Genomic DNA, 23,235 nt, shown 5'->3' on the forward strand with positions numbered 1-23,235 from the left:
GGGCCACGCGGGGCCCCTTCTTGTTGTTCAGTATCACCCGTACAGGGTGCGATCCAAAGCGCGGCGATCAGCCGGTGATCATCGGCAGGTCCAGGCCCTGCTCCTTGGCGCAGTCGATGGCGATCTGGTAGCCGGCATCGGCGTGGCGCATGACGCCGGTCCCCGGGTCGTTGGTCAGCACGCGGGCGATACGCTCGGCGGCCTCGTCGGTACCGTCGCAGACAATGACCATGCCCGAGTGCTGGGAGAAGCCCATGCCCACGCCACCGCCGTGGTGCAGCGAAACCCAGGTGGCGCCGCCCGCGGTGTTGAGCAGGGCGTTGAGCAGCGGCCAGTCGGAGACCGCGTCGGAGCCGTCGCGCATGGCTTCGGTTTCGCGGTTGGGGCTGGATACCGAGCCCGAGTCCAGGTGATCACGGCCGATCACCACCGGCGCCGACAGCTCGCCGCTGCGCACCATTTCGTTGAACGCCAGGCCCAGCTTGGCACGCAGGCCCAGGCCGACCCAGCAGATACGTGCAGGCAGGCCCTGGAAGCTGATGCGCTCGCGAGCCATGTCCAGCCAGCGGTGCAGGTGGGCGTCGTCCGGGATCAGTTCCTTGACCTTGGCGTCGGTCTTGTAGATGTCCTCGGCGTCGCCGGACAGCGCGGCCCAGCGGAACGGACCGACGCCACGGCAGAACAGCGGGCGGATGTAGGCCGGGACGAAGCCCGGGAAGTCGAAGGCGTTGGCCACGCCTTCTTCCTTGGCCATCTGGCGGATGTTGTTGCCGTAGTCGAAGGTCGGGATGCCCTGCTTCTGGAAGTCGAGCATGGCCTTGACGTGCACGGCCATCGATTGCTTGGCGGCTTTGACCACGGCAGCCGGGTCGGTCTGGGCGCGGTCGCGGTACTGCTCCCAGGTCCAGCCGGCCGGCAGGTAGCCGTTGAGCGGGTCATGGGCGCTGGTCTGGTCGGTGACCATGTCCGGACGCACGCCGCGCTTGACCAGCTCCGGCAGGATCTCGGCGGCGTTGCCGTGCAGGGCGATGGAGATGGCCTTGCCTTCGGTGGTGTATTTGGCGATGCGCGCCAGGGCGTCATCCAGGTCCTTGGCCTGCTCATCGACGTAGCGGGTTTCCAGGCGGAAATCGATGCGGCTCTGCTGGCACTCGATGTTCAGCGAGCAGGCCCCGGCCAGGGTCGCGGCCAGTGGCTGGGCGCCGCCCATGCCACCGAGGCCGGCGGTCAGTACCCACTTGCCTTTCAGGCTGCCGTTGTAGTGCTGGCGGCCGGCTTCGACGAAGGTTTCGTAAGTGCCCTGGACGATGCCCTGGCTGCCGATGTAGATCCAGCTGCCGGCGGTCATCTGGCCGTACATGGCCAGGCCCTTGGCGTCCAGTTCGTTGAAGTGTTCCCAGTTGGCCCAGTGCGGCACCAGGTTGGAGTTGGCGATCAACACGCGCGGGGCGTTGCTGTGGGTCTTGAACACGCCGACCGGCTTGCCCGACTGTACCAGCAGGGTTTCGTCGTCTTCCAGGCGGGTCAGGGTCTCGACGATCTTGTCGTAGCACTCCCAGTTGCGCGCGGCGCGGCCGATGCCGCCGTACACCACCAGCTCTTTCGGATTTTCGGCGACCTGCGGGTCGAGGTTGTTCATCAGCATGCGCAGCGGGGCTTCGGTCAGCCAGCTCTTGGCGGTCAGCTTGTTGCCACGCGGGGCGCGGATTTCTACGTCACGGTATTTGTTGTTGTCAGTCACGGGAGAGGTCCTCTGCGGTCGTCCGCGGGCGGGTATGTCGTGGTCAATATACAAACACACCTTTACTTGTATGTACAAGCATGGACAACCAAAAAAATTAGACCTATCCGCTGAGCGGCTAAAAATGCCGGGGCCGCTTTGCGGCCCTTTCGCGACACGAGGCCGCTCCTACAGGGACCGCGTCAGCCAGGGCAAACGCGGACAGTGTAGGAGCGGCCTCGTGTCGCGAAAGGGCTGCGCAGCAGCCCCGGCTATCTCAACGTGTAATGAGCTCTATCAGGCAGAACCGCCCTTGTACATCCATTTCCAGCAACCCCTCATTGCCATCGATCCGCAGACAGTCATACCGCCCAAGCTGCTGCGTACCCTCCCCAGCCAACCCCACCTCGACATGATTGCTGGCGGCAAACAGCAACAGCGTCGACGCCGAACTGAACACCCGATTGCCGCCATCGAACCACTGCAACCGCGCCCGATACCGCTGCGGTGCATAGATCAGGTTGAAATCGCGAATCGCCCCGCCCAGCAGCTTGCAACTGACCTGGCTCTCGCCACTGAAGGCGAACGCATCGAACGGCAGCAGCGGCCGGCTGGCCTGGCCATCGACCAGCAGGCGCATGCCATCGCCCTGCAGCACGGTGATAATCCGCTGATACCCGGCAAAGCTGGAAAAACCGCCGGACTCCTCGATATCGGCAATCGACAGGCGCCAGCCGAAACCGTCCAGGCTGTCGCCGGCATCGCGGGTGATCTCTTCGGTGAAGCCACCACCGTTCTTCCAGGGCATGCGCGGATAATCCCGGGCACGCAACAGCTGCAACTGAGTCATTTGCTGAATCGTCCTTCCAGACGGTGGCGGGAACCGGGGTGGATCAGGCGCGCGGCGGTTACCGGCTGGCGCCCCGACCAGGTGCGGCGGCGGATCAGCAGGCACGGCTCGCCCCGCTCGATCTGCAACAGCGTGCATTCTTCTGGCTCGGCGAGGATGGCCTCGACCACGTGCTCGCCTTCGGTGAGCGGCGCGACCTGCGACAGGTAGGCGTAGGGCGTCTGCCGGGTGAAATCCTGCTTGAGGTAGTCCGGGGCGATGGCCGCGTTGACGTAGCGGTCCTCGATCTGCACCGGCACGCCGTTCTCGTAATGCACGATCAGCGAGTGGAACACCCGCTGGCCTTCTCGCATGTCCAGGGCCAGGGCGCGCTCGGAGCCGGCCGCCTCCTCGGCCAGGGTGATCACCTGGCAGCTATGCTGGTGGCCACGGCCGGCGATCTCGTCGGCGATGTTGTTGACCTCGAACAGCGCCGAACGGCTCTTGGGTTCGGCAACGAAGGTGCCGACGCCCTGCATGCGCACCAGCAGGCCTTCGGCGGTCAGTTCGCGCAGGGCGCGGTTGATGGTCATGCGGCTGAAGCCCAGCTCGCTGACCAGTTCGCTCTCCGAGGGCACCCGGTGATGAGGCGGCCAGCTGCCGCTCTCGATCTGCTGGATGATCATCTGTTTCACCCGGGCGTAGAGCGGCGCCGGCCCTTCGCCCATCTGGGCAACCAGCGCGGAGACAGGAGGTGTCGGCACGGCGTTGAATCCTTGTGCGGTTGGAGTGAACGGTAGCTTGCCGGAGTTTACCCGGCAGGCAAACGGCTGTATATGTATATACAAGTTAACAATAACAGGATTTCACCGATGTCCGCCTACTTCGCCGAACGCGCCCTGCTGCCCTCGGGCTGGGCCCGCAATGTCCGCCTGGAGGTCGCCGCCGACGGCCGACTGGCCTCGATCGAGGCCGATGCCAGCGCCGCTGGCGCCGAGCGCCTGGCCGGGCCGTTGCTGCCGGGCATGCCCAACCTGCACTCGCACGCGTTCCAGCGGGCCATGGCGGGGCTGGCGGAAGTGGCCGGCAATCCCAACGACAGCTTCTGGACCTGGCGCGAGCTGATGTACCGCCTGGTCGGCCGGATCACCCCCGAGCAGCTGCAGGTGATCGCCCGCCAGCTGTACATCGAGATGCTCAAGGCCGGCTATACCTCGGTGGCCGAGTTTCATTACGTGCACCATGACCAGAGCGGCCAGGCCTATGCCGACCCCGCCGAGCTGTCGCGCCGCATCAGCGCCGCCGCCAGTGCCAGCGGTATCGGCCTGACCCTGTTGCCGGTGCTGTACAGCCATTCCGGTTTCGGCGGCCAGGCCCCCAACGACGGCCAACGGCGCTTCATCAACTCCACCGAGCAGTACCTGCGCCTGCAACAGCAGCTTGCACCCTTGCTGGCGCAACAACCGGCGCAGGCGCTGGGGCTGTGCTTCCACTCCCTGCGCGCGGTAACGCCGGGCCAGATCTCCGATGTGCTGGGCGCCGGCGATGCGGCCTGCCCGGTGCATATCCACATTGCCGAACAGCAAAAGGAAGTCGATGACTGCCTGGCCTGGAGCGGCCGCCGTCCGCTGCAGTGGTTGTACGAGCATGTCGAAGTCGACCAGCGCTGGTGCCTGGTCCACGCCACCCACGCCGAAGCCGACGAAGTCGCCGCCATGGCCCGCAGCGGCGCGGTGGCCGGGCTATGCCTGACCACCGAGGCTAACCTGGGCGACGGTATCTTCCCGGCGGTGGACTACCTGGCCCAGGGCGGGCGCATGGGCATTGGCTCGGACAGTCATGTGTCGCTCAGCGTGGTCGAGGAGCTGCGCTGGTTGGAGTATGGCCAGCGCCTGCGCGACCAACGGCGCAACCGGCTGTATCGCGGTGACCAGCCGATGGTGGGCCGCACCCTCTATGATGCCGCGCTGGCGGGTGGCGCACAGGCGCTGGGGCAACCGATCGGCGAACTCGCCGTGGGCAAGCGCGCGGACTGGCTGGTGCTCGATGGGCAGGATCCATACCTGGCCGTGGCCGACGGTGATGCCATCCTCAACCGCTGGCTGTTCGCGGGCGGGGATCGCCAGGTGCGCGATGTGATGGTCAACGGACAGTGGGTGGTGCGCCAGGGGCGGCATGGGCAGGAAGAGGAAAGCGCGGTGGCGTTTGTCGAGGTGCTACGCCAGCTTCTAGCCTGAACGCGGTCCCTGTAGGAGCGGCCTTGTGTCGCGAAAGGGCCGCAAAGCGGCCCCGGCGATTTATGCGTAGGTGCTGAGACCCCGGGGCTGCTGCGCAGCCCTTTCGCGGCACAAGGCCGCTCCTACAGAGGGACGAGTCAGCCTGCTGCTCAATGCCGGGCGACGATGTCTCTGTCAGGCGTGCGCCAGATCAGCCGATTGGTGTCATACCCCTGCTGCCGCGCCTTGGCCAGCAGGTTCTCGCGCTCCCACGCCGGTAACGAAGGCGAACGCGAAAGAATCCACAGGTACTTGCGATCCGGACTACCGACGATCGCCGTACGGTAGCGCTCGTCGACGAACAGGATCCAGTAGTCGCCCTTGGCCACGCCCGGTACCAGGCGGGTGAACCAGTTGTCGAACTCCACCCACAGCTTGTCGGTGTGCCCGGCCTCCTGCGGCGCGGCATGGCCTTCGGCGCGCAGCCACTCGTCGCCCATCGTGCGGCAGCGATTGAGCACACCGACCGTGCCGTCGGGCTTGAGGTTGTAGTGGGCTTCAGATTGGGCACAGCCATCCTGGTACTTCATCGGCAGACGCGCCAGCTCGAACCATTTGCCCTGGTAACGCTTGAGGTCGACCGCACCTGCGGTCTTCGGCGCCAGCGGGTCGGTGGCCGAGGTGGCGCAGCCACCCAGCAGCATCACCAGGCACACGCCCAGCAGCAGGTGCAGACGCCTCATTTGAGGCCCTGCCCGGAATACATCAGGACCTTGTCTGCCGCGTACTGCACGCTGATGAAGCTCTTCTCGTCACCCCAGGTGCAGCTGCTCATGCCCAGCGCGCCGGAGCACTCCTTGGGCGAACCGAGCAGTTGCTCGACCTCGGCCTTGTTCATGCCGGCCTTGAGCTTGGAATAGTTTTCCTGGTTGATCTTGCTGCAGGCGGTCAGGACGACACACAAGGACAACAGGGCGAGGGAACGCAACGACATGAAGGGACACTCCTGGAGGTGGATACGCAGGTACGAGGGCCTGCAGGGAGCTTAGAAGGGAAAAAGGCTCCGCGGTTCCCTGGCGGGCCACGTTTCGTTGTGCGCCGTTGGTCGCCTGGCGCGCAAACGATTAATGTTTTATTCCTGCGCGTCGACATAGAGCGGTGGTGTGGCCTTTTGCCGCACCACTCCCCTTCGTGCCCGTGCGCAGATTCCAAGAAAAATGACCAAGAACCTCAAGTTCAGCCACAAGATCCTGCTGGCCGCCGCCCTCGTGGTGGCCGTCGCCTTCACCTGCTTCGTCCTGTTCAACGACTACCGGCAACGCCAGTCTCTGCGCAGCGACACCGAATCGACGTTGCAGTCACTGGGCAACCTGACCGCGGGCAACATCCGCACCTGGCTCGACAGCCGCATCCAGCTGGTGAACTCGGTGGCCCAGCAGATCGCCGTCGACGGCCCGGCCAAGGGCAGCCTCGACCGCATCCTGGCGTTGCCGGTGTACAGCGGCAACTTCATCCTCACCTACTTCGGCGGCCAGGACGGCAGCATGCAGTCGGTGCCGGTGGGCAACCGCGCCGCCGACTACGACCCGCGCGTGCGCGGCTGGTACAAGGCGGCCAGCGCGGCGGGCCAGACCATCGTCACCGAACCGTACATCTCGGTCTCGGCCGGCAAGCTGGTGATCACCCTGGCCACCCCGGTGCAGCAGGGCGGGCGCATGATCGGCGTGAGCGGTGTCGACACCGACCTGCAGACCATCAGCAACCTGATCAACACCCTGGACTTCGGCGGTCGCGGCCATGCCTTCATCGTCAACGGCGAAGGCAAGGTGCTCATCCATCCCAAGGGTGAGCTGGCGCTCAAGACCCTGGCCGATGTCTACCCCGGCAGCGACCTGCGCATCGGCAGCGGCCTGAAAGAGGTCGAGGTCGAGGGCCGCCGGCAGTTCATCAGCTTCACCCATGTCGACGGCGTGCCGTCGGCAGACTGGTACGTGGCGCTGGTGCTGGACCAGGACGCGGCCTTCGCCATGCTCGGCGAGCTGCGCACTTCGGCGGTGGTGGCGACGCTGATCGCGGTGGTGGTGATCATCGCCCTGCTCGGCCTGCTGATCCGCGTACTGATGGAACCGCTGCACGTCATGGGCCGCGCCATGCGCGACATCGCCGAGGGCGAGGGCGACCTGACCCGACGCCTGAACATCCACGCCCAGGACGAGTTCGGCAGCCTGGCGCAGTCGTTCAACCGCTTCGTCGAGCGGATCCACGAGTCGATCCGCGAAGTGGCCTCGGCCACTGGCCAGGTGAATGCGGTGGCCAGCCAGGTGGTCAACGCCTCCAACGCCTCGATCCATAACGCCGACCAGCAATCGAGCCGCACCAGCAGCGTGGCCGCGGCGATCAACCAGCTGGGGGCCGCCGCCCAGGAAATCGCCCAGAACGCCGCCCTCGCCTCGCAGCACTCCAGCGCCGCCCGCGGCCTGGCCGAGGAAGGCCAGCAGGTGGTCGGCGAGACCATCGACGTGATGAACCAGCTGTCGGCGCGCATCAGCGACGCCAGCGGAAATATCGAGACGCTGAACAACCACACGGCGAACATCGGCCAGATCCTCGATGTGATCAGCGGTATCTCGCAACAGACCAACCTGCTGGCGCTCAACGCCGCCATCGAGGCCGCCCGCGCCGGCGAGGCCGGGCGTGGCTTCGCGGTGGTCGCGGACGAGGTGCGCAACCTGGCCCACCGTACCCAGGACTCGGCGCAGCAGGTGCAGCGCCTGATCGAGGAGCTGCAGGCCGGCGCCCAGGTGGCGGTCAGCACCATGAACCAGAGCCAGCAGCACAGTGATCGCAGCGTGGGCATCGCCAACCAGGCCGGCGAGCGCCTGGGCAGCGTCACCCAGCGTATCGGCGAGATCGACGGCATGAACCAGTCGGTGGCCACCGCCACCGAGGAGCAGACGGCCGTGGTCGAGTCGATCAATGTCGACATCAACGAGATCAATACGTTGAACCAGGAAGGGGTACACAACCTGCAGAGCACCTTGCGTGCCTGCACCGACCTGGAACATCAGGTCGAGCGGTTGAAGCATCTGGTGGGCAGCTTCAGGATCTGATTCGAAGGCCCTGGGGGCCGCTTTGCGGCCCTTCGCGACGCAAGGCCGCTCCTACAGGGGGATGCGATTCCCTGTAGGAGCGCCCTTGTGTCGCGAAAGGCCTGCGCAGCAGGCCCAGCTATTCAGAAGCGGGAACCCGGCTCCAGCAAGAAATCCATCTCCTCGCTGGTACTCGGCCGCTCCAACACCAGGTTGCGGTGCGGGAAGCGCCCAAACCGGGCAATCACCCGCTGGTGCTGCTCGGCATAGTCGAGGAAGCCTTCGAACAACCGGCGGTTGGCCTCGGGCTGTTCAGCCAGCAGCATCTGGTAACGCTCCACGCACAGGTTCTGCCAGTCCAGCACCTCGGCGTGCTCCAGCACCAGCAGCACGAACACCCGCTGGATCGGCAGCAACTGGTAGTCCCAGCCCTTCTGCAGGCCCTGCATGGCCACCACCTGCGCCCGCCGATCGCCTTCGAAGGCGCGCGGCGTGTCTCGGTGGATCATGCGCGGCAGCTGATCCAGCAGGATCAGCAGGCCAAGCCAGCCCTGCGGGCTCTGCTGCCACTCATCGAGCCCGCCCGAGAGGGCCTGCTCGACCAGGTGGCCGAACTGAGCCTGGGCTTCGGCGTCATGGTGCTTGCCGAACCACAGCGTGTTCTTCTCGTCAGCCACGGCCTGGGGACTGCTGCCCCAACCGAACCACCATTCCAGCAACGGCTGCCAAGGTGCGAGCATGACTTACTCCTTGTGGTAGGCGGTGACGCGCTCGACCTCTTCCTTCGAGCCGAGGATCACCGACACGCGCTGGTGCAGGCTCTCCGGCTTGATGTCGAGGATGCGCTCGTAACCGTTGGTGGATGCGCCGCCGGCCTGTTCGATGATGAACGACATCGGGTTGGCTTCGTACATCAGGCGCAGCTTGCCCGGCTTGCTCGGCTCGCGGGCGTCGCGCGGGTACATGAACAGGCCGCCACGGGTCAGGATGCGGTGCACGTCGGCCACCATCGAGGCGATCCAGCGCATGTTGTAGTTCTTCTTCAGCGGACCGGTCTCGCCGGCCAGCAGCTCGCCCACGTAGCGCTGCACCGGGGCTTCCCAGTGGCGCTGGTTGGACATGTTGATGGCGAACTCGGCGGTGGTTTCCGGGACGCGGATGTTCTCGTGGGTCAGGACGAAGCTGCCCAGCTCGCGGTCCAGGGTGAAGCCCTTGACGCCGTTGCCCAGGGTCAGGATCAGCATGGTCTGCGGGCCGTAGATGGCGTAACCAGCGGCGACCTGCTCGGTGCCTGGCTGCAGGAAGGCATTCTCGTTCAGGCTTTCGTTCTGGCTCAGGTACTGGTTAGGGCAACGCAGTACCGAGAAGATGGTGCCGACCGAAACGTTGACGTCGATGTTCGACGAGCCGTCCAGCGGGTCGAAGACCAGCAGGTAGGCGCCTTTCGGGTATTTGCCCGGGATCTGGTAGGCGTTGTCCATTTCCTCGGACGCCATGCCGGCCAGGTGGCCGCCCCACTCGTTGGCCTCGAGCAGGATGTCGTTGGAGATCACGTCGAGCTTCTTCTGCACTTCGCCCTGCACGTTTTCGGTGCCCATGCTGCCCAGCACGCCACCCAGGGCGCCCTTGGACACGTGGTGGCTGATCTCCTTGCACGCACGCGCCACCACCTCGATCAGGAAGCGCAGATCGGCAGGGGTATTGTTGCTGCGGGTCTGCTCAATCAGATAGCGACTCAGGGTAACGCGGGACATGTATGGCTCCGAAAGGAATAGGGGGAGAAAAACCCCCGCAGTTTACAGGGAGAGTTGCGGGCTAGCGAGCAAAGAGACTCGACTTCGACCCTTGAGTTCATCCACTGCCAGGCCGGTGGTCGGCCGGGCTACCAAACATGCTGCCGCCTGCACGATCTCTATAGGAGCGGCCTTGTGCCGCGAAAGGGCCGCTAAGCGGCCCCAGCATTTCAGTGTCAATGCGGATATTGCCGGGGCCGCAATGCGGCCCTTTCCGGCCGGTCCGACGCCTCGGCAAGGCCGCTCCTACAGCGATTACGCAGGCTGCGCCCTCAATCCAATGCCTTCCAGATCTCGGTCGCATACTCGCGAATCGTCCGGTCCGACGAGAACCAGCCCATCCGCGCGGTATTGAGCACCGCCATGCGCCACCAGTCCTGCGGCGCGTGCCACAGTTCCTCGACCCGTCGCTGGGCATCCCAGTAGGCATCGAAGTCGGCGCACACCAGAAAGCGGTCATAAGCGATCAATCCATCCACCAACCCGGCATAGCGCGCCGGGTCGTCCGGCGAGAACACCCCGCTGCGGATCGCCTGCAGCACATCGCCCAGGCGATGGGAGGCGGCGACCGCCGCAGCGGCGCCGAAATCGCCGCTGCGCTTGCGCGCCTCCACCTGCTGGGCGGTCAGGCCGAAGATGAACATGTTCTCGGCGCCCACCTGTTCACACATCTCGACATTGGCGCCATCCAGGGTGCCGATGGTCAGCGCGCCGTTGAGGCCGAACTTCATGTTGCTGGTACCGGACGCCTCGTAGCCGGCGGTGGAGATCTGCTCGGACAGGTCCGCCGCCGGGATGATGCTCTCGGCCAAGCTGACGTTGTAGTTGGGCAGGAACACCACCTTGAGCAGGCCACGCACCGTGGGGTCGTTGTTGACCACCCGGGCGATGTCATTGGCCAGCTTGATGATCAGCTTGGCCTGGTGGTAACTGGCCGCCGCCTTGCCGGCGAATAGCTTCACCCGCGGCACCCAGTCGGTGCCGGGGTCGTTGCGAATGGCCTGGTACAGCGCCACCGTGTGCAGCAGGTTGAGCAACTGGCGCTTGTACTCGTGGATACGCTTGACCTGGACGTCGAACAGCGCCTCCGGATTGACCGTCACCCCCAACCGGTCCTGGATGATGCTGGCCAGGGCGCGCTTGCTGTGCAGGCGCTGGGCGGCGAACTGCTTGCGGAAGGTGGCCTTGTCGGCAAACGGCGCCAGCCCCTTGAGCTTGCCTTCCGGGTCGTCCAGCACCTCTGGCCCCAACGCCTCGATCAGCATCGCCGTGAGTTGCGGGTTGGACTGGTACAGCCAGCGACGGAAGGTGATGCCGTTTGTCTTGTTGTTGATCCGCTGCGGGTAGAGCTTGTGCAACTCGGCGAACACCGTGCTCTTCATCAGCTTGCTGTGCAGCGCCGACACGCCGTTGACGCTGTGCGAGCCGAGAAACGCCAGGTTGCCCATACGCACCCGCCGGCCATTGTCCTCCTCGATCAGCGACACCGCGCGCAGCACGTCGAAGTCGTGCAGGCCTTTGGCCCGCAGGGCATCGATATGGTAGGCGTTGATCAGGTAGATGATCTGCATGTGCCGCGGCAGCATGCGCTCCATCAGCGCCACCGGCCAGGTTTCCAGGGCCTCGGGCAGCAGGGTGTGGTTGGTATAGGCCAAGGTTCCGACGGTAAGCGCCCAGGCCTTGTCCCAGGGGATTTCGTGCTGGTCCACCAACAGGCGCATCAGTTCGGCCACGGCGATCGACGGGTGGGTGTCGTTGAGCTGGATCGCCGCGGCGTCCGGCAGGTTGAGCAGATCCTTGTGCATGTTCAGGTGGCGGCGCAGCAGGTCCTGCAGCGAGGCCGAGACGAAGAAATACTCCTGGCGCAGGCGCAGCTCCTGGCCGGCCTCGGTGCTGTCGGCCGGGTACAGCACCCGCGAGATGCTCTCGGCGCGGGCCACCTCGGCCACCGCGCCCAGGTGGTCGCCGGCGTTGAAGCGCTCCAGGTGCAGTTCTTCCAAGGCCCGGGCCCGCCACAGGCGCAGGGTATTGACGCTGGAGCCACGCCAGCCGACCACCGGCGTGTCGTAGGCCACCGCCCGCACCGTCTCGCCCGGCCACCAGACCTGGCGCTGCTGGCCATTGCCCTCGTGCACGGTTTCGACGCTGCCGCCGAAACTGATCGGGTAGATCACCTCGGCGCGCTCGAACTCCCAGGGGTTGCCGAAATCCAGCCAGTTCTCGGTCTGCTCCTGCTGCCAGCCATCGACCACCGCCTGGCGGAACAGGCCATGCTCGTAGCGAATGCCATAGCCATGAGCGGCGATGCCCAGGGTCGACATGCTTTCCATGAAACACGCCGCCAACCGACCCAGGCCGCCGTTGCCCAGCGCCGCGTCGGGCTCGAGCAGACGGATGCGCTCGAGGTCCACGTCCAGCCCCTGCAGGGCCTCGCGGGCGATCTCCAGGTAGCCGAGGTTACTCAGGCTGTCGTACAGCAAGCGACCGATGAGGAACTCGAGGGAGAGGTAATAGACGCGCTTCTGGCTGCGTCGGTAGGCCCGTCGGGTGTGGTCCATCCAGTGATCGACCATATGGTCGCGGGCCGCCAGGGCGATAGCTTCGAACCAATCATGGTCGAAGGCGTGTTCCGGGTCCTTGCCGACCGCGTAGGTCAGCTTGGCCAGCACGGCGGCGCGAAAGGCCGCCACCTCTGCACTATGGTCCTTTTCGTCACGGGCTTCGGTTTCCTGGGACATGAGGCATCCTCGGGCAAATGGGCGAAAGCGCAGGGAGATTGTTCAGCCTAGACGCTCTGACACGGAGCGACAGCGACGGTTCGCGGTTTTCATCCACCGCTGGTGAAACCGGCAAAAGGTTGTTCACAAATTGAACAACTCCGGTATCATCGCGCGCCCCAAAACCGTGATTTCCCTTGCAAGAATAAAACCGCAACCATGAAACCGACCCTGATCGCCGCCGCCGAAGTCGACCGCCTGGAGACCTGGCAGCGCTATGCCAGCCACATGTGCGGTGGCTGCCACTCGACCTGCTGCACCCTGCCGGTGGAGGTGAAGATCAAGGATCTGATCCGCATCGGCGTGGTGGACGAGTTCGAGAAGGACGAGCCACCGAAGAACATCGCCAAGCGCCTGCAGAAGGACGGCATCATCGAACGCTTCAACCAGAAGTCAGGGATCTTCACCCTGACCCGGATGAGCAACGACGACTGCCTCTATCTGGACCGCAAGAGCCGGCTGTGCACCATTTATGACAAGCGCCCGGATACCTGTCGCAATCATCCCAAGGTCGGGCCGCGGCCGGGGTATTGTGCGTACAAGCCCAAGATGGCTACCCGCTGATCCTGCTTTGCTTTTGAAATCCTGGGGGCTGCTTTGCAGCCCATCGCGACACAAGGCCGCTCCTACAGGGGACCGCGATCTCCTGTAGGAGCGGCCTTGTGTCGCGATGGGCCGCAAAGCGGCCCCAAATTCTCAAGGCAAACAAAAACGCCCCCGGCCTTTCGACCGGGGGCGTTTTCATTCAGCCTGAACTAATGACTCAGTTTTTGGCTTTCTTGGCAGCGCGGGTACGCTCGCCTTCGTCGAGGATCTTCTTGCGCAGACGGATCGACTTCGGAGTCACTTCGCACAGCTCGTCGTCCTGGATGAATTCCAGGGCCTGCTCGAGGGTGTGGCGAACCGGCGGAACCAGGGCGATGACTTCGTCCTTGCCCGAAGCACGCATGTTGTCGAGCTTCTTGCCTTTGGTCGGGTTCACGCCCAGATCGTTGTCACGGCTGTTCAGACCGATGATCTGACCGTTGTAGATCTCCTGGCCGTGTTCAACGAACAGCTTGCCGCGAGCCTGCAGGGTTTCCAGCGAGTAGGTCAGTGCCTTGCCGGTCTCGACCGAAACCAGAACGCCGTTCAGGCGACCGGACATCTGGCCCGACTTCATGGTGTCGTAGCGATCGAAGATCGAGGTCAGGATGCCTGCACCGTTGGTCAGGGTCAGGAACTGGTTACGGAAACCGATCAGACCACGGGCTGGAATGTTGTACTCCAGGCGAACACGGCCCTTGCCATCCGGAACCATGTTGGTCAGGTCGCCTTTACGCAGACCCATCTCTTCCATGACCTTGCCCTGGGATTCTTCAGGGATGTCGATGGTGACGTTCTCGAACGGCTCCTGCTTGACGCCGTCGACTTCGCGGATGATCACTTCAGGACGGCCCACGGCCATCTCGAAGCCTTCACGGCGCATGGTTTCGATCAGTACCGACAGGTGCAGCTCGCCACGGCCCGATACCTTGAACTTGTCAGGGGAATCGGTTTCCTGAACGCGCAGGGCAACGTTGTACAGCAGCTCTTTGTCCAGACGGTCCTTGATGTTACGGCTGGTGACGAACTTGCCTTCTTTACCGCAGAACGGCGAGTCGTTGACCTGGAAGGTCATCGAAACGGTTGGCTCGTCAACGGTCAGCGGCTTCATTGCCTCGACGGTATCCGGGGCGCACAGGGTGTCGGAGATGAACAGCTCGTCGAAACCGCTGATGCAGACGATGTCGCCAGCCTGGGCTTCTTCGACGTCGACGCGGTGCAGGCCGTGGTGGCCCATCAGCTTGAGGATACGACCGTTGCGCTTCTTGCCGTCAACATCGATGGCAACAACCGGGGTGTTCGGCTTGACGCGACCACGGGCGATACGGCCAACGCCGATAACACCGAGGAAGCTGTTGTAGTCCAGAGCGGAGATCTGCATCTGGAACGGGCCGTCACGATCAACAGACGGGGCTGGTACGTTGTCGACGATCGACTGGTACAGCGCGGTCATGTCTTCGCCCATGGCAGTGTGGTCCAGGCCGGCGATGCCGTTCAGGGCCGAGGCGTAGACGACTTTGAAGTCCAGCTGTTCGTCGGTGGCGCCGAGGTTGTCGAACAGGTCGAAGATCTGGTCCAGAACCCAGTCAGGACGCGCGCCCGGACGGTCGACCTTGTTGATCACGACGATCGGCTTCAGGCCGGCTTCGAAGGCCTTCTTGGTCACGAAGCGGGTTTGCGGCATCGGGCCGTCTTGCGCGTCGACCAGCAGCAGCACGGAGTCGACCATCGACATTACACGCTCAACCTCGCCACCGAAGTCGGCGTGGCCGGGGGTGTCGACGATGTTGATGTGGTAGCCGTTCCAGTTGATGGCGGTGTTCTTCGCCAGAATGGTAATGCCGCGCTCTTTTTCCTGGTCGTTGGAGTCCATGACGCGCTCGTCGTTGAGCTCGTTACGCTCCAGGGTGCCGGACTGGCGCAGGAGTTTGTCGACCAGGGTGGTTTTACCATGGTCAACGTGGGCGATGATGGCGATGTTACGCAGATTTTCGATCACAACTGTATCTCGATCAGAGGATTCGGTTGCCGCCAGTGTAGGCGGCCAATATGTACTGTTTAAGGCTCAGCGGGCCCGGCGGTCGGGAGGGCGATGGCGGATGCTACCGCCATACAGCCCTGGCGTCTTATGTCGGACGATAAACACGCACATTGGCATGTCCCTCACTGAGCAGGTGGTGTGCGTGCAGACGGCTCATCACACCCTTGTCGCAATACAGCAGGTACTGGCGCGTAGGGTCCAGGTGCTTGAACTTGCTGTTGATCGCGTAGAACGGCATGGCCTGGACTTCGATACCTTCCAGCGCCAGGGGTTCGTCTTCCTGGGCATCAGGGTGACGAATGTCGATGACGATCTGACCGGGCAGCGCCTCGGCCACTTCCTCGACTTCGATGTCCTTGCCCAGCTCATCGATCACGTGGTCGATGGAAATGAACTTGGCGCGCTCCAGGGCACGCTCCAGCACTTCCATCTCGAACTGCTTCTCTTCGTGCTCCATGCGGTGACGCTTGGCATGGGTGGTCGGGTTCACCGAGATCACGCCGCAGTACTCGGGCATGTGCTTGGCGAAATCGGCGGTGCCGATCTCGGTGGCCTGGTCGATGATGTCCTGCTTGTGGCTGGCAAGCAGCGGACGCAGCACCAGCTTGTCGGTGGCCGAGTCGATGATCGACAGGTTCGGCAGCGTCTGGCTGGAGACCTGGGAGATCGCCTCGCCGGTGACCAGGGCGTCAATCTGCAGGCGGTCGGCCATGCGCGCAGCCGCGCGCAGCATCATGCGCTTGAGCGTGACGCCCATGTAGCTGTTGTCGACCTTGTTGAGGATTTCGCCGACCACTTCCTCGAACGGCACGCTGATGAACAGCACGCGCTGGCTGCTGCCGTACTTCTTCCACAGGAAATGGGCCACTTCCATCACACCCAGTTCGTGGGCGCGGCCACCGAGGTTGAAGAAGCAGAAGTGGGTCATCAGGCCACGGCGCATCATCTGGTAGGCCGCCACGGTGGAGTCGAAGCCACCGGACATCAGCACCAGGGTCTGCTCCAGGGCGCCCAGCGGGTAGCCGCCGATGCCATTGTGCTGGTTGTGGATCACGTACAGGCGCTGGTCGCGGATCTCGATGCGCACCAGCACTTCCGGCTTCTTCAGCTCGATGCCGGCGGCGCCGCATTGCTGGCGCAGCTGGCTGCCGACGTAGCGGTCGACGTCCATCGAGGTGAAGTCGTGGTGGCCGCCGCGCTTGCAGCGCACGGCGAAGTACTTGCCGGCCAGCAGGTGGCCGAAGTGGTGCTTGCACTTGGCGACGATGTCGTCGAAGTCGCCCAGCGGGTATTCCTCGACCTGCAGGAAGTGGGTAATACCCGGGGTGCAGGACAGGCGCTCGATCATCTCACGCTGGATCTTCTCGTCCTCGACGCGGGTAACCACCTCGAGATTGTCCCAGACACCGTCAACCGCGAGCTCGGGATCCAGGTCCTTGAGCACGTTGCGGATGTTCTTGGCGAGCTGGCGGATGAAGCGCTTGCGCACCGGCCGGCTCTTGATGGTGATCTCTGGGAAGACTTTGACGATAAGTTTCATTGGTTTAACAGCGCGCGCAGGGCCTGCCGAAAATAGGGGGCGCGAATTATAGCGGAAATCGCTCAAGGTTTGAGCAACTTTTGTACAGAAGGTGCGATTTATGTTGGCCGCACCACCCCTCGTCGGCCTCCTGCGTGGGAGCGGGCTTGCCCCGCGATAAGGCCCGCACCAGCACAAGAGCACCATAATGGTGCATGACAACCAAAAAACGCATCTTATAAGTGCAAGGCTACACTCCACATCTTCATGAAATGCCCGCCAACGCCACCTTTCATCCCACACTCGCCATTTTTGGGCACTGGCATGCAATTTGCTCCCTTGTGAGGCAGGTACGCTTGGCCGACTATCCGCGCCCAGCGACACCCTTTTTCCAGGGCAGCGGCCAACTGCGCCCTAGACCATCCGGAGGACAACATGTCGAAGTCGGTTCAACTCATCAAAGATCATGACGTCAAGTGGATTGATCTGCGTTTCACGGACACCAAGGGCATTCAGCATCACGTGACCATGCCGGCGCGCGATGGCCTGGACGAAGACTTCTTCGAAGTCGGCAAGATGTTCGACGGTTCCTCCATCGCTGGCTGGAAAGGCATCGAAGCCTCCGACATGATCCTGATGCCGGTCGACGACACCGCCGTGCTGGACCCGTTCACCGAAGAGCCGACCCTGATCATCACCTGCGATATCGTCGATCCGTCGAGCATGCAGGGCTACGATCGCGACCCGCGCGGCATCGCCAAGCGCGCCGAAGAGTACCTGAAGAGCACCGGCATCGGTGACACCGTATTCGCAGGCCCGGAGCCGGAGTTCTTCATCTTCGACGAAGTGAAGTTCCAGTCGGACATCTCCGGCTCGATGTTCAAGATCTTCTCCGAGCAAGGCTCGTGGATGACCGGCGCTGACGTCGAAGGCGGCAACAAAGGCCACCGTCCGGGCGTGAAAGGCGGCTACTTCCCGGTTCCGCCGTTCGACCACGACCACGAAATCCGCACCGCCATGTGCAACGCCCTGGAAGAAATGGGCCAGACCGTCGAAGTCCACCACCACGAAGTGGCGACCGCCGGCCAGAACGAAATCGGCGTCAAGTTCAACACCCTGGTGAAGAAAGCTGACGAAGTACAGGCCCTGAAGTACGTCGTGCACAACGTTGCCGACGCCTACGGCCGTACCGCCACCTTCATGCCCAAGCCTCTGTACGGCGACAACGGCTCGGGCATGCACGTGCACATGTCGATCTGGAAAGACGGCAAGAACACCTTCTCCGGCGAAGGCTATGCCGGCCTGTCCGACACCGCTCTGTACTTCATCGGCGGCATCATCAAGCACGGCAAGGCCCTGAACGGCTTCACCAACCCTTCGACCAACTCCTACAAGCGTCTGGTCCCAGGTTTCGAAGCCCCGGTGATGCTGGCCTACTCGGCGCGCAACCGTTCCGCCTCGATCCGTATTCCTTACGTCGGCAGCCCGAAAGCCCGCCGTATCGAAGCACGCTTCCCGGACCCATCGGCCAACCCGTACCTGGCCTTCGCGGCCCTGCTGATGGCAGGCCTGGACGGCATCCAGAACAAGATCCACCCAGGCGATGCTGCGGACAAGAACCTGTACGACCTGCCTCCAGAAGAGGCCAAGGACATCCCACAGGTGTGCGGCAGCCTGAAGGAAGCCCTGGAAGAGCTGGACAAGGGCCGTGCGTTCCTGACCAAGGGCGGCGTGTTCTCCGACGACTTCATCGATGCCTTCATCGAGCTGAAGAGCGAAGAAGAGATCAAGGTCCGCACCTTCGTGCACCCGCTGGAATACGAGCTGTACTACAGCTGCTGATATGATCGGCGCCCCGCGTCGATGACATCAGGACGGCCTCCCTCGGGAGGCCGTTTCTTTTTCGCCCCCTCATCATCGGACAACACCTATTAGCCGCCGCACACCCAAAGGCGAAACTCGATGCCTCATACCCAAGGAGATCGCCATGCGTGCCACCACCTTCGCCCTGACCTGTTGTGTCGCCCTGTCCGGCTGCGCAACCTCAACCAGCACCGCGCCCACGCTCGACCAGTTGTTGACCACCATTGACCGGCGCCTCGACCTGGCCGAAGCGGTCGCACTGCACAAGTGGGATCACCAGCAACCCGTGCAGGCCAGCGCCCGCGAGCACCAGGTATTGCTCGGCGCACGCCAGGCCGCCGTCGCCCACCACCTGGATCCGGCACGCGTCGAGGCCTTCTTTGCCGACCAGATCGAAGCCAACAAGCTCGTGCAGTACCACCTGCTCGACACCTGGCATCGCGCCCGACAAGCGCCAGCCCTTCCACGCCGCGACCTGGCCAGCGAAGTGCGCCCTGAACTGGACCTGCTGCAGGAACAGCTGCTGAGCGCCCTCGCCCGCTTTGACCAGACCCCGCCGGACAACTGCGCCAACCACTTGGCCGACGCCCTGCAACAACGCTCCCAGGACACCACCCGCCACCTCGCCCTGGTTCGCGCCAGCGCCCAGCTGTGCAAAATGCGCTGACCGCCCTATGCTCCATATTGGTGCATGACTGCGCGAAGCGCCCCATCATGCATCCCAATTTGGTTCACAAGAATCGATAAACCAGGGCTTTCTGGCTCGAATTCGCGCAAATCCAGGTCTTTATCCGGAATTTCCGCTTCTTTTCGGAGCCTTGGTTTGGTTCTTGCATTTTCACTGCATCCAGCACTCTTCCGTGCGCGCCCCAGGCCCGAGCTCTTGGGCGCCACTGTGCCAAAAGAGGTCAACGACGCCTTATGACCATCAGCGATGCACAGCACCGTCTGCTTCTGGACAACCTGACCACGGCCACGCTGCTGCTCAACTCTGAACTGCGCCTGGAATACATGAACCCGGCCGCGGAGATGCTGCTGGCCGTCAGCGGCCAGCGCAGCCACGGGCAGTTCATCAGCGAGCTGTTCACCGAATCGACCGAGGCGCTCAATTCGCTGCGCCAGGCGGTGGAGCAGGCGCACCCGTTCACCAAGCGTGAAGCGCAGCTGACCTCGCTGACCGGCCAGACCATCACCGTCGACTATGCCGTCACCCCCATCCTGCACCTGGGCCATACCCTGCTGTTGCTGGAGGTGCACCCGCGCGACCGACTGCTGCGCATCACCAAGGAAGAGGCCCAGCTGAGCAAGCAGGAAACCACCAAGATGCTGGTGCGCGGCCTGGCTCACGAGATCAAGAACCCCCTCGGCGGCATCCGCGGCGCGGCCCAGTTGCTGGCCCGCGAACTGCCGGAAGAAAGCCTGCGCGACTACACCAACGTGATCATCGAAGAGGCCGACCGCCTGCGTAACCTGGTCGACCGCATGCTCGGCTCGAACAAGCTGCCGTCGCTGGCCATGACCAACATCCACGAAGTGCTCGAGCGCGTGTGCAGCCTGGTCGAGGCCGAGAGCCAGGGTTGCATCACCTTGGTGCGCGACTACGACCCGAGCCTGCCGGACGTGCTGATAGACCGCGAGCAGATGATCCAGGCCGTGCTCAACATCGTGCGCAACGCCATGCAGGCCATCGGCGGGCAGAACGAGTTGCGCCTGGGCCGCATCACCCTGCGCAGCCGCGCCGTGCGCCAGTTCACCATCGGCCATGTGCGCCACCGCCTGGTCGCCAGGATCGAGATCGTCGACAACGGCCCCGGCATTCCTGCGGAACTGCAGGACACCCTCTTCTATCCCATGGTCAGCGGCCGCCCGGACGGTACCGGGCTGGGCCTGGCCATCACCCAGAACATCATCAGCCAGCACCAGGGCCTGATCGAGTGCGAGAGCCACCCCGGCCACACCACCTTCTCGATCTACCTGCCCCTGGAACAAGGAGCCACCGCCCCATGAGCCGAAGTGAAACCGTCTGGATCGTCGATGATGATCGTTCCATCCGCTGGGTCCTGGAAAAGGCCCTGCAGCAGGAAGGCATGACCACCCAGAGCTTCGACAGCGCCGACGGCGTCATGGGCCGCCTGGCCCGCCAGCAGCCGGACGTGATCATCTCGGACATCCGCATGCCGGGCGCCAGCGGCCTCGACCTGCTCGCCCAGATCCGCGAACAGCACCCGGGGTTGCCGGTGATCATCATGACCGCCCACTCCGACCTGGACAGCGCCGTGGCCTCGTACCAGGGCGGCGCCTTCGAGTACCTGCCCAAGCCGTTCGATGTCGACGAGGCGGTGTCGCTGGTCAAGCGCGCCAACCAGCATGCCCAGGAACAGCAAGCCCTGGAAGTGCCCCAGGCGCTGGCTCGCACCCCCGAGATCATCGGCGAGGCGCCGGCGATGCAGGAGGTGTTCCGCGCCATCGGCCGCCTCAGCCACTCCAATATCACCGTGCTGATCAATGGTGAGTCCGGCACGGGCAAAGAGCTGGTGGCCCACGCCCTGCACCGCCACAGCCCGCGAGCGGCGTCGCCGTTCATCGCCCTGAACATGGCGGCGATCCCCAAGGACCTGATGGAATCCGAGCTGTTCGGTCATGAGAAGGGCGCCTTCACCGGCGCCGCCAACCTGCGCCGCGGCCGTTTCGAGCAGGCCGACGGCGGCACGCTGTTCCTCGACGAGATCGGCGACATGCCCGCCGACACCCAGACCCGCCTGCTGCGGGTGCTGGCCGATGGCGAGTTCTACCGGGTCGGCGGCCATGTGCCGGTGAAGGTGGATGTGCGCATCATCGCCGCCACCCACCAGAACCTCGAGTCGCTGGTGCAGGCCGGCAAGTTCCGTGAAGACCTGTTCCACCGCCTCAACGTGATCCGCATCCATATCCCGCGCCTGGCGGATCGGCGCGAGGACATCCCGGCTCTGGCCCGCCACTTCCTCGGCCGCGCCGCCCAGGAGCTGGCGGTGGAACCCAAGCTGCTCAAGCCGGAGACGGAGGAGTTCATCCGCAACCTGCCGTGGCCGGGCAACGTGCGCCAGCTGGAGAACACCTGCCGCTGGATCACGGTGATGGCCTCCAGCCGCGAGGTGCTGGTCGGCGATCTGCCGCCAGAGTTGCTCAACCTGCCTCAGGACGCCGCGCCGGTGACCAACTGGGAGCAGGCCTTGCGCCAGTGGGCCGACCAGGCCCTGGCCCGTGGCCAGTCGAGCCTGCTCGACAGCGCCGTGCCCAGCTTCGAGCGGATCATGATCGAGACCGCGCTCAAGCACACCGCCGGGCGTCGTCGTGACGCAGCTCTGCTGCTGGGCTGGGGGCGCAATACCCTGACGCGCAAGATCAAGGAACTGGGGATGAAGGTCGATGGCGGGGATGATGACGAGGGTGAAGATCACTGAGTTGAGCGGAAGTATTCATCCTGGGGCTGCTGCGCAGCCCTTCGCCGGCAAGCCGGCTCCTACAGGTATGACGCCATTCTTGTAGGAGCCGGCTTGCCGGCGAAGGGCCACGAGGCGGCCCCAGTCGTTTCCAGGCCCCATGCACCGATCCTGTGCCCCTTGCACCGTGTGAAGGCATAAATCCCATCAAAACCTGGCTATACAGCCCTCAACACCAGCATTTACGGGCAAGGCAAACCTGGCACGCCCCCTGCAATTGACACCGTATCTCCGGTTTCGGGGGCCTCGGTACAGGCAGGCCGGGATACCCCCTCTTTACGTTGCAATCGCGCAGTTTTGGGGACCCTGGTACAGGCAGGCCGGGATATCCCCTCTTTTATTCGTGCAGCCTCACCTGCACCCGCCAGCGCCCCGCCTCCTCCGTTGCGTTCCATTCGCCACGCAGGGGGCGGGCGGCCACTACGGTCAGCACCAGCCCCGCTTCGCTCTTCTGCAGGCGCCAGCCCACTGGCTTGTCCTGCAGCGTCAGCTGACCACGCTGGGCCTTGCCCTGGGCCTCGAACACGATGGCCACGGTGCCCTGGACGTTCTCGCCATGCAGTTTGGGCTCTTCGTTGAACCACAGGTCCAGGCCATCCTGCACCACCTGCACCTGCTCGAGCACCCGTTCCTCCGGGGTGGTCAGGCGCCCGATCATCATGCCGACCATCAGCCCGACAATCGCCAGCGACAGGATCACCCGCGGGAAGGCCTTCGAACGCGGGTCGGGTTCGGGGGTAGAATGCCCGTCATCTTCATGCTTGGAGCCGTGCATGTTTCACGTCATCCTTTTTCAACCAGAAATTCCGCCGAATACCGGCAACATCATCCGCCTGTGCGCCAACAGCGGCTGCGACCTGCACCTGATCGAGCCGATTGGCTTCGAACTGGACGACAAGCGCCTGCGCCGGGCAGGGCTGGACTACCACGAGTATGCCACGCTCAAGCGCCATAAAAGCCTGGCCGACTGCCTGGAAAGCCTGAACCAGCCACGGCTGTTCGCCTTTACCACCAAGGGTTCGCACCCGTTCCATGAGGTCGAGTACCAGCCTGGCGACGCCTTCCTGTTCGGGCCTGAAAGCCGCGGCCTGCCGGCCGAGGTGCTGGATAACCTGGCGCCCGAGCAGCGCCTGCGCCTGCCGATGCGGCCGGGGTGCCGGAGCCTGAACCTGTCCAATACTGTGGCGGTGACGGTGTACGAGGCGTGGCGACAGCAGGGGTTTGCCTGAAAGGGCCTATCGCGGGGCAAGTCGCATCGGCGCACCGCCGCTCCCACGAAGCTAAGCCTTGCTAAAAGACGAACAAAAAAAGGGCGACCGAAGTC

General features: G+C 64.0%; 19 protein-coding genes and 1 pseudogene. 9 read left to right on the forward strand and 11 right to left on the reverse strand.

The genetic code is table 11. The features are described from left to right. Nucleotides 1–67: 67 nt before the first annotated feature. From hutU to hutC, 3 genes are all read right to left on the reverse strand, one after another. Nucleotides 68–1,741, reverse strand: coding sequence for a urocanate hydratase (gene hutU, locus V0R62_RS08165; protein ID WP_330103370.1), 1,674 nt, complete (start codon nucleotides 1,739–1,741; stop codon nucleotides 68–70). Nucleotides 1,742–1,997: 256 nt separating this feature from the next. Then, nucleotides 1,998–2,570 carry a HutD/Ves family protein gene (locus V0R62_RS08170; protein WP_330103371.1) on the reverse strand — a complete coding sequence of 191 codons (573 nt, stop codon included), beginning with the start codon at nucleotides 2,568–2,570 and terminating at the stop codon, nucleotides 1,998–2,000. After that, on the reverse strand, nucleotides 2,567–3,277 hold the full coding sequence (hutC, locus tag V0R62_RS08175; RefSeq protein ID WP_177330863.1) for a histidine utilization repressor: 711 nt from the start codon (nucleotides 3,275–3,277) through the stop codon (nucleotides 2,567–2,569). Before hutC ends, V0R62_RS08170 begins: the two co-directional genes overlap by 4 nt. 144 nt (nucleotides 3,278–3,421) lie before the next feature. On the opposite strand from hutC, the gene V0R62_RS08180 reads away from it, so the two are divergent. Continuing rightward, complete coding sequence (locus V0R62_RS08180) at nucleotides 3,422–4,786, forward strand: formimidoylglutamate deiminase (protein ID WP_330103372.1); 1,365 nt, start codon at nucleotides 3,422–3,424, stop codon at nucleotides 4,784–4,786. Between the two features lie 149 nt (nucleotides 4,787–4,935). On the opposite strand, the gene V0R62_RS08185 is transcribed toward V0R62_RS08180, so the two are convergent. Together V0R62_RS08185 and bamE are read right to left on the reverse strand one after the other, a co-directional pair. After that, complete coding sequence (locus tag V0R62_RS08185) at nucleotides 4,936–5,508, reverse strand: lipocalin family protein (protein WP_330103373.1); 573 nt, start codon at nucleotides 5,506–5,508, stop codon at nucleotides 4,936–4,938. Then, complete coding sequence (bamE, locus tag V0R62_RS08190; protein ID WP_028688397.1) at nucleotides 5,505–5,759, reverse strand: outer membrane protein assembly factor BamE domain-containing protein; 255 nt, start codon at nucleotides 5,757–5,759, stop codon at nucleotides 5,505–5,507. Before bamE ends, V0R62_RS08185 begins: the two co-directional genes overlap by 4 nt. A 223-nt stretch (nucleotides 5,760–5,982) precedes the next feature. On the opposite strand from bamE, the pseudogene V0R62_RS26770 reads away from it, so the two are divergent. Next, nucleotides 5,983–7,020: pseudogene (locus V0R62_RS26770) on the forward strand (cache domain-containing protein); the annotation flags it as partial. 129 nt (nucleotides 7,021–7,149) lie between these two features. Then, the gene (locus tag V0R62_RS26775) at nucleotides 7,150–7,875 is read left to right on the forward strand and encodes a methyl-accepting chemotaxis protein (protein ID WP_371263164.1); all 726 of its coding nucleotides are present in this window, start codon (nucleotides 7,150–7,152) and stop codon (nucleotides 7,873–7,875) included. Nucleotides 7,876–7,997: 122 nt separating this feature from the next. Here V0R62_RS26775 and V0R62_RS08200 read toward each other — a convergent pair whose 3' ends face one another. The 3 genes from V0R62_RS08200 to V0R62_RS08210 form a co-directional block, all read right to left on the reverse strand. Next, on the reverse strand, nucleotides 7,998–8,594 hold the full coding sequence (locus tag V0R62_RS08200; protein WP_186732501.1) for a DUF924 family protein: 597 nt from the start codon (nucleotides 8,592–8,594) through the stop codon (nucleotides 7,998–8,000). A 3-nt stretch (nucleotides 8,595–8,597) separates the two neighbouring features. Further along, entirely contained in the window at nucleotides 8,598–9,608 is a 1,011-nt protein-coding gene (locus tag V0R62_RS08205) for a class 1 fructose-bisphosphatase (RefSeq protein WP_050707287.1), read from the reverse strand. A 311-nt stretch (nucleotides 9,609–9,919) separates the two neighbouring features. After that, the gene (locus V0R62_RS08210) at nucleotides 9,920–12,385 is read right to left on the reverse strand and encodes a glycogen/starch/alpha-glucan phosphorylase (RefSeq protein WP_186732500.1); all 2,466 of its coding nucleotides are present in this window, start codon (nucleotides 12,383–12,385) and stop codon (nucleotides 9,920–9,922) included. A 198-nt stretch (nucleotides 12,386–12,583) separates the two neighbouring features. Between V0R62_RS08210 and V0R62_RS08215 the strand changes: the two genes are divergently transcribed. Continuing rightward, on the forward strand, nucleotides 12,584–12,988 hold the full coding sequence (locus V0R62_RS08215) for a YkgJ family cysteine cluster protein (protein WP_330103375.1): 405 nt from the start codon (nucleotides 12,584–12,586) through the stop codon (nucleotides 12,986–12,988). A 199-nt stretch (nucleotides 12,989–13,187) separates the two neighbouring features. Here V0R62_RS08215 and typA read toward each other — a convergent pair whose 3' ends face one another. Together typA and thiI are read right to left on the reverse strand one after the other, a co-directional pair. Continuing rightward, nucleotides 13,188–15,008 (reverse strand): translational GTPase TypA, encoded by a 1,821-nt coding sequence (gene typA, locus V0R62_RS08220; protein WP_186732497.1) that lies wholly within the window; start codon nucleotides 15,006–15,008, stop codon nucleotides 13,188–13,190. 127 nt (nucleotides 15,009–15,135) lie between these two features. Next, on the reverse strand, nucleotides 15,136–16,590 hold the full coding sequence (gene thiI / locus V0R62_RS08225; RefSeq protein ID WP_062572589.1) for a tRNA uracil 4-sulfurtransferase ThiI: 1,455 nt from the start codon (nucleotides 16,588–16,590) through the stop codon (nucleotides 15,136–15,138). Nucleotides 16,591–17,004: 414 nt separating this feature from the next. On the opposite strand from thiI, the gene glnA reads away from it, so the two are divergent. The 4 genes from glnA to ntrC all read left to right on the forward strand — a co-directional run bounded on the left by glnA (nucleotide 17,005) and on the right by ntrC (nucleotide 21,872). Then, nucleotides 17,005–18,411: a type I glutamate--ammonia ligase gene (glnA, locus tag V0R62_RS08230; RefSeq protein ID WP_008095432.1), complete on the forward strand. Its 1,407-nt coding sequence runs from the start codon at nucleotides 17,005–17,007 to the stop codon at nucleotides 18,409–18,411. Between the two features lie 145 nt (nucleotides 18,412–18,556). After that, a complete protein-coding gene (locus V0R62_RS08235) occupies nucleotides 18,557–19,099 on the forward strand; it encodes a chorismate mutase (protein WP_330103376.1) in 543 nt (180 codons plus the stop codon). Between the two features lie 254 nt (nucleotides 19,100–19,353). Next, on the forward strand, nucleotides 19,354–20,439 hold the full coding sequence (glnL, locus tag V0R62_RS08240; protein WP_330103377.1) for a nitrogen regulation protein NR(II): 1,086 nt from the start codon (nucleotides 19,354–19,356) through the stop codon (nucleotides 20,437–20,439). Beyond that, a complete protein-coding gene (gene ntrC / locus V0R62_RS08245) occupies nucleotides 20,436–21,872 on the forward strand; it encodes a nitrogen regulation protein NR(I) (protein WP_330103378.1) in 1,437 nt (478 codons plus the stop codon). Before glnL ends, ntrC begins: the two co-directional genes overlap by 4 nt. Nucleotides 21,873–22,248: 376 nt before the next feature. Here ntrC and V0R62_RS08250 read toward each other — a convergent pair whose 3' ends face one another. Then, on the reverse strand, nucleotides 22,249–22,686 hold the full coding sequence (locus V0R62_RS08250) for a hypothetical protein (RefSeq protein WP_330103379.1): 438 nt from the start codon (nucleotides 22,684–22,686) through the stop codon (nucleotides 22,249–22,251). Here V0R62_RS08250 and trmL point away from each other — a divergent pair. Then, entirely contained in the window at nucleotides 22,685–23,140 is a 456-nt protein-coding gene (gene trmL / locus V0R62_RS08255; RefSeq protein WP_330103380.1) for a tRNA (uridine(34)/cytosine(34)/5-carboxymethylaminomethyluridine(34)-2'-O)-methyltransferase TrmL, read from the forward strand. The genes V0R62_RS08250 and trmL overlap by 2 nt on opposite strands. Nucleotides 23,141–23,235 lie beyond the last annotated feature (95 nt).

This window comes from Pseudomonas carassii (assembly GCF_036324045.1).
In the GTDB taxonomy this organism is placed as follows: domain Bacteria; phylum Pseudomonadota; class Gammaproteobacteria; order Pseudomonadales; family Pseudomonadaceae; genus Aquipseudomonas; species Aquipseudomonas peradeniyensis.

Bases quoted from the DNA above. Each gene is read 5' to 3' on its own strand.
- V0R62_RS08170 (WP_330103371.1), bottom strand. From the start codon at position 2,570: ATGACTCAGTTGCAGCTGTTGCGTGCCCGGGATTATCCGCGCATGCCC.
- hutC (WP_177330863.1), bottom strand. From the start codon at position 3,277: ATGGGCGAAGGGCCGGCGCCGCTCTACGCCCGGGTGAAACAGATGATC.
- V0R62_RS08180 (WP_330103372.1), top strand. From the start codon at position 3,422: ATGTCCGCCTACTTCGCCGAACGCGCCCTGCTGCCCTCGGGCTGGGCC.
- V0R62_RS08185 (WP_330103373.1), bottom strand. From the start codon at position 5,508: ATGAGGCGTCTGCACCTGCTGCTGGGCGTGTGCCTGGTGATGCTGCTG.
- bamE (WP_028688397.1), bottom strand. From the start codon at position 5,759: ATGTCGTTGCGTTCCCTCGCCCTGTTGTCCTTGTGTGTCGTCCTGACC.
- V0R62_RS08200 (WP_186732501.1), bottom strand. From the start codon at position 8,594: ATGCTCGCACCTTGGCAGCCGTTGCTGGAATGGTGGTTCGGTTGGGGC.
- V0R62_RS08205 (WP_050707287.1), bottom strand. From the start codon at position 9,608: ATGTCCCGCGTTACCCTGAGTCGCTATCTGATTGAGCAGACCCGCAGC.
- V0R62_RS08210 (WP_186732500.1), bottom strand. From the start codon at position 12,385: ATGTCCCAGGAAACCGAAGCCCGTGACGAAAAGGACCATAGTGCAGAG.
- V0R62_RS08215 (WP_330103375.1), top strand. From the start codon at position 12,584: ATGAAACCGACCCTGATCGCCGCCGCCGAAGTCGACCGCCTGGAGACC.
- thiI (WP_062572589.1), bottom strand. From the start codon at position 16,590: ATGAAACTTATCGTCAAAGTCTTCCCAGAGATCACCATCAAGAGCCGG.
- glnA (WP_008095432.1), top strand. From the start codon at position 17,005: ATGTCGAAGTCGGTTCAACTCATCAAAGATCATGACGTCAAGTGGATT.
- V0R62_RS08235 (WP_330103376.1), top strand. From the start codon at position 18,557: ATGCGTGCCACCACCTTCGCCCTGACCTGTTGTGTCGCCCTGTCCGGC.
- glnL (WP_330103377.1), top strand. From the start codon at position 19,354: ATGACCATCAGCGATGCACAGCACCGTCTGCTTCTGGACAACCTGACC.
- ntrC (WP_330103378.1), top strand. From the start codon at position 20,436: ATGAGCCGAAGTGAAACCGTCTGGATCGTCGATGATGATCGTTCCATC.
- trmL (WP_330103380.1), top strand. From the start codon at position 22,685: ATGTTTCACGTCATCCTTTTTCAACCAGAAATTCCGCCGAATACCGGC.
- V0R62_RS08250 (WP_330103379.1), bottom strand. From the start codon at position 22,686: ATGCACGGCTCCAAGCATGAAGATGACGGGCATTCTACCCCCGAACCC.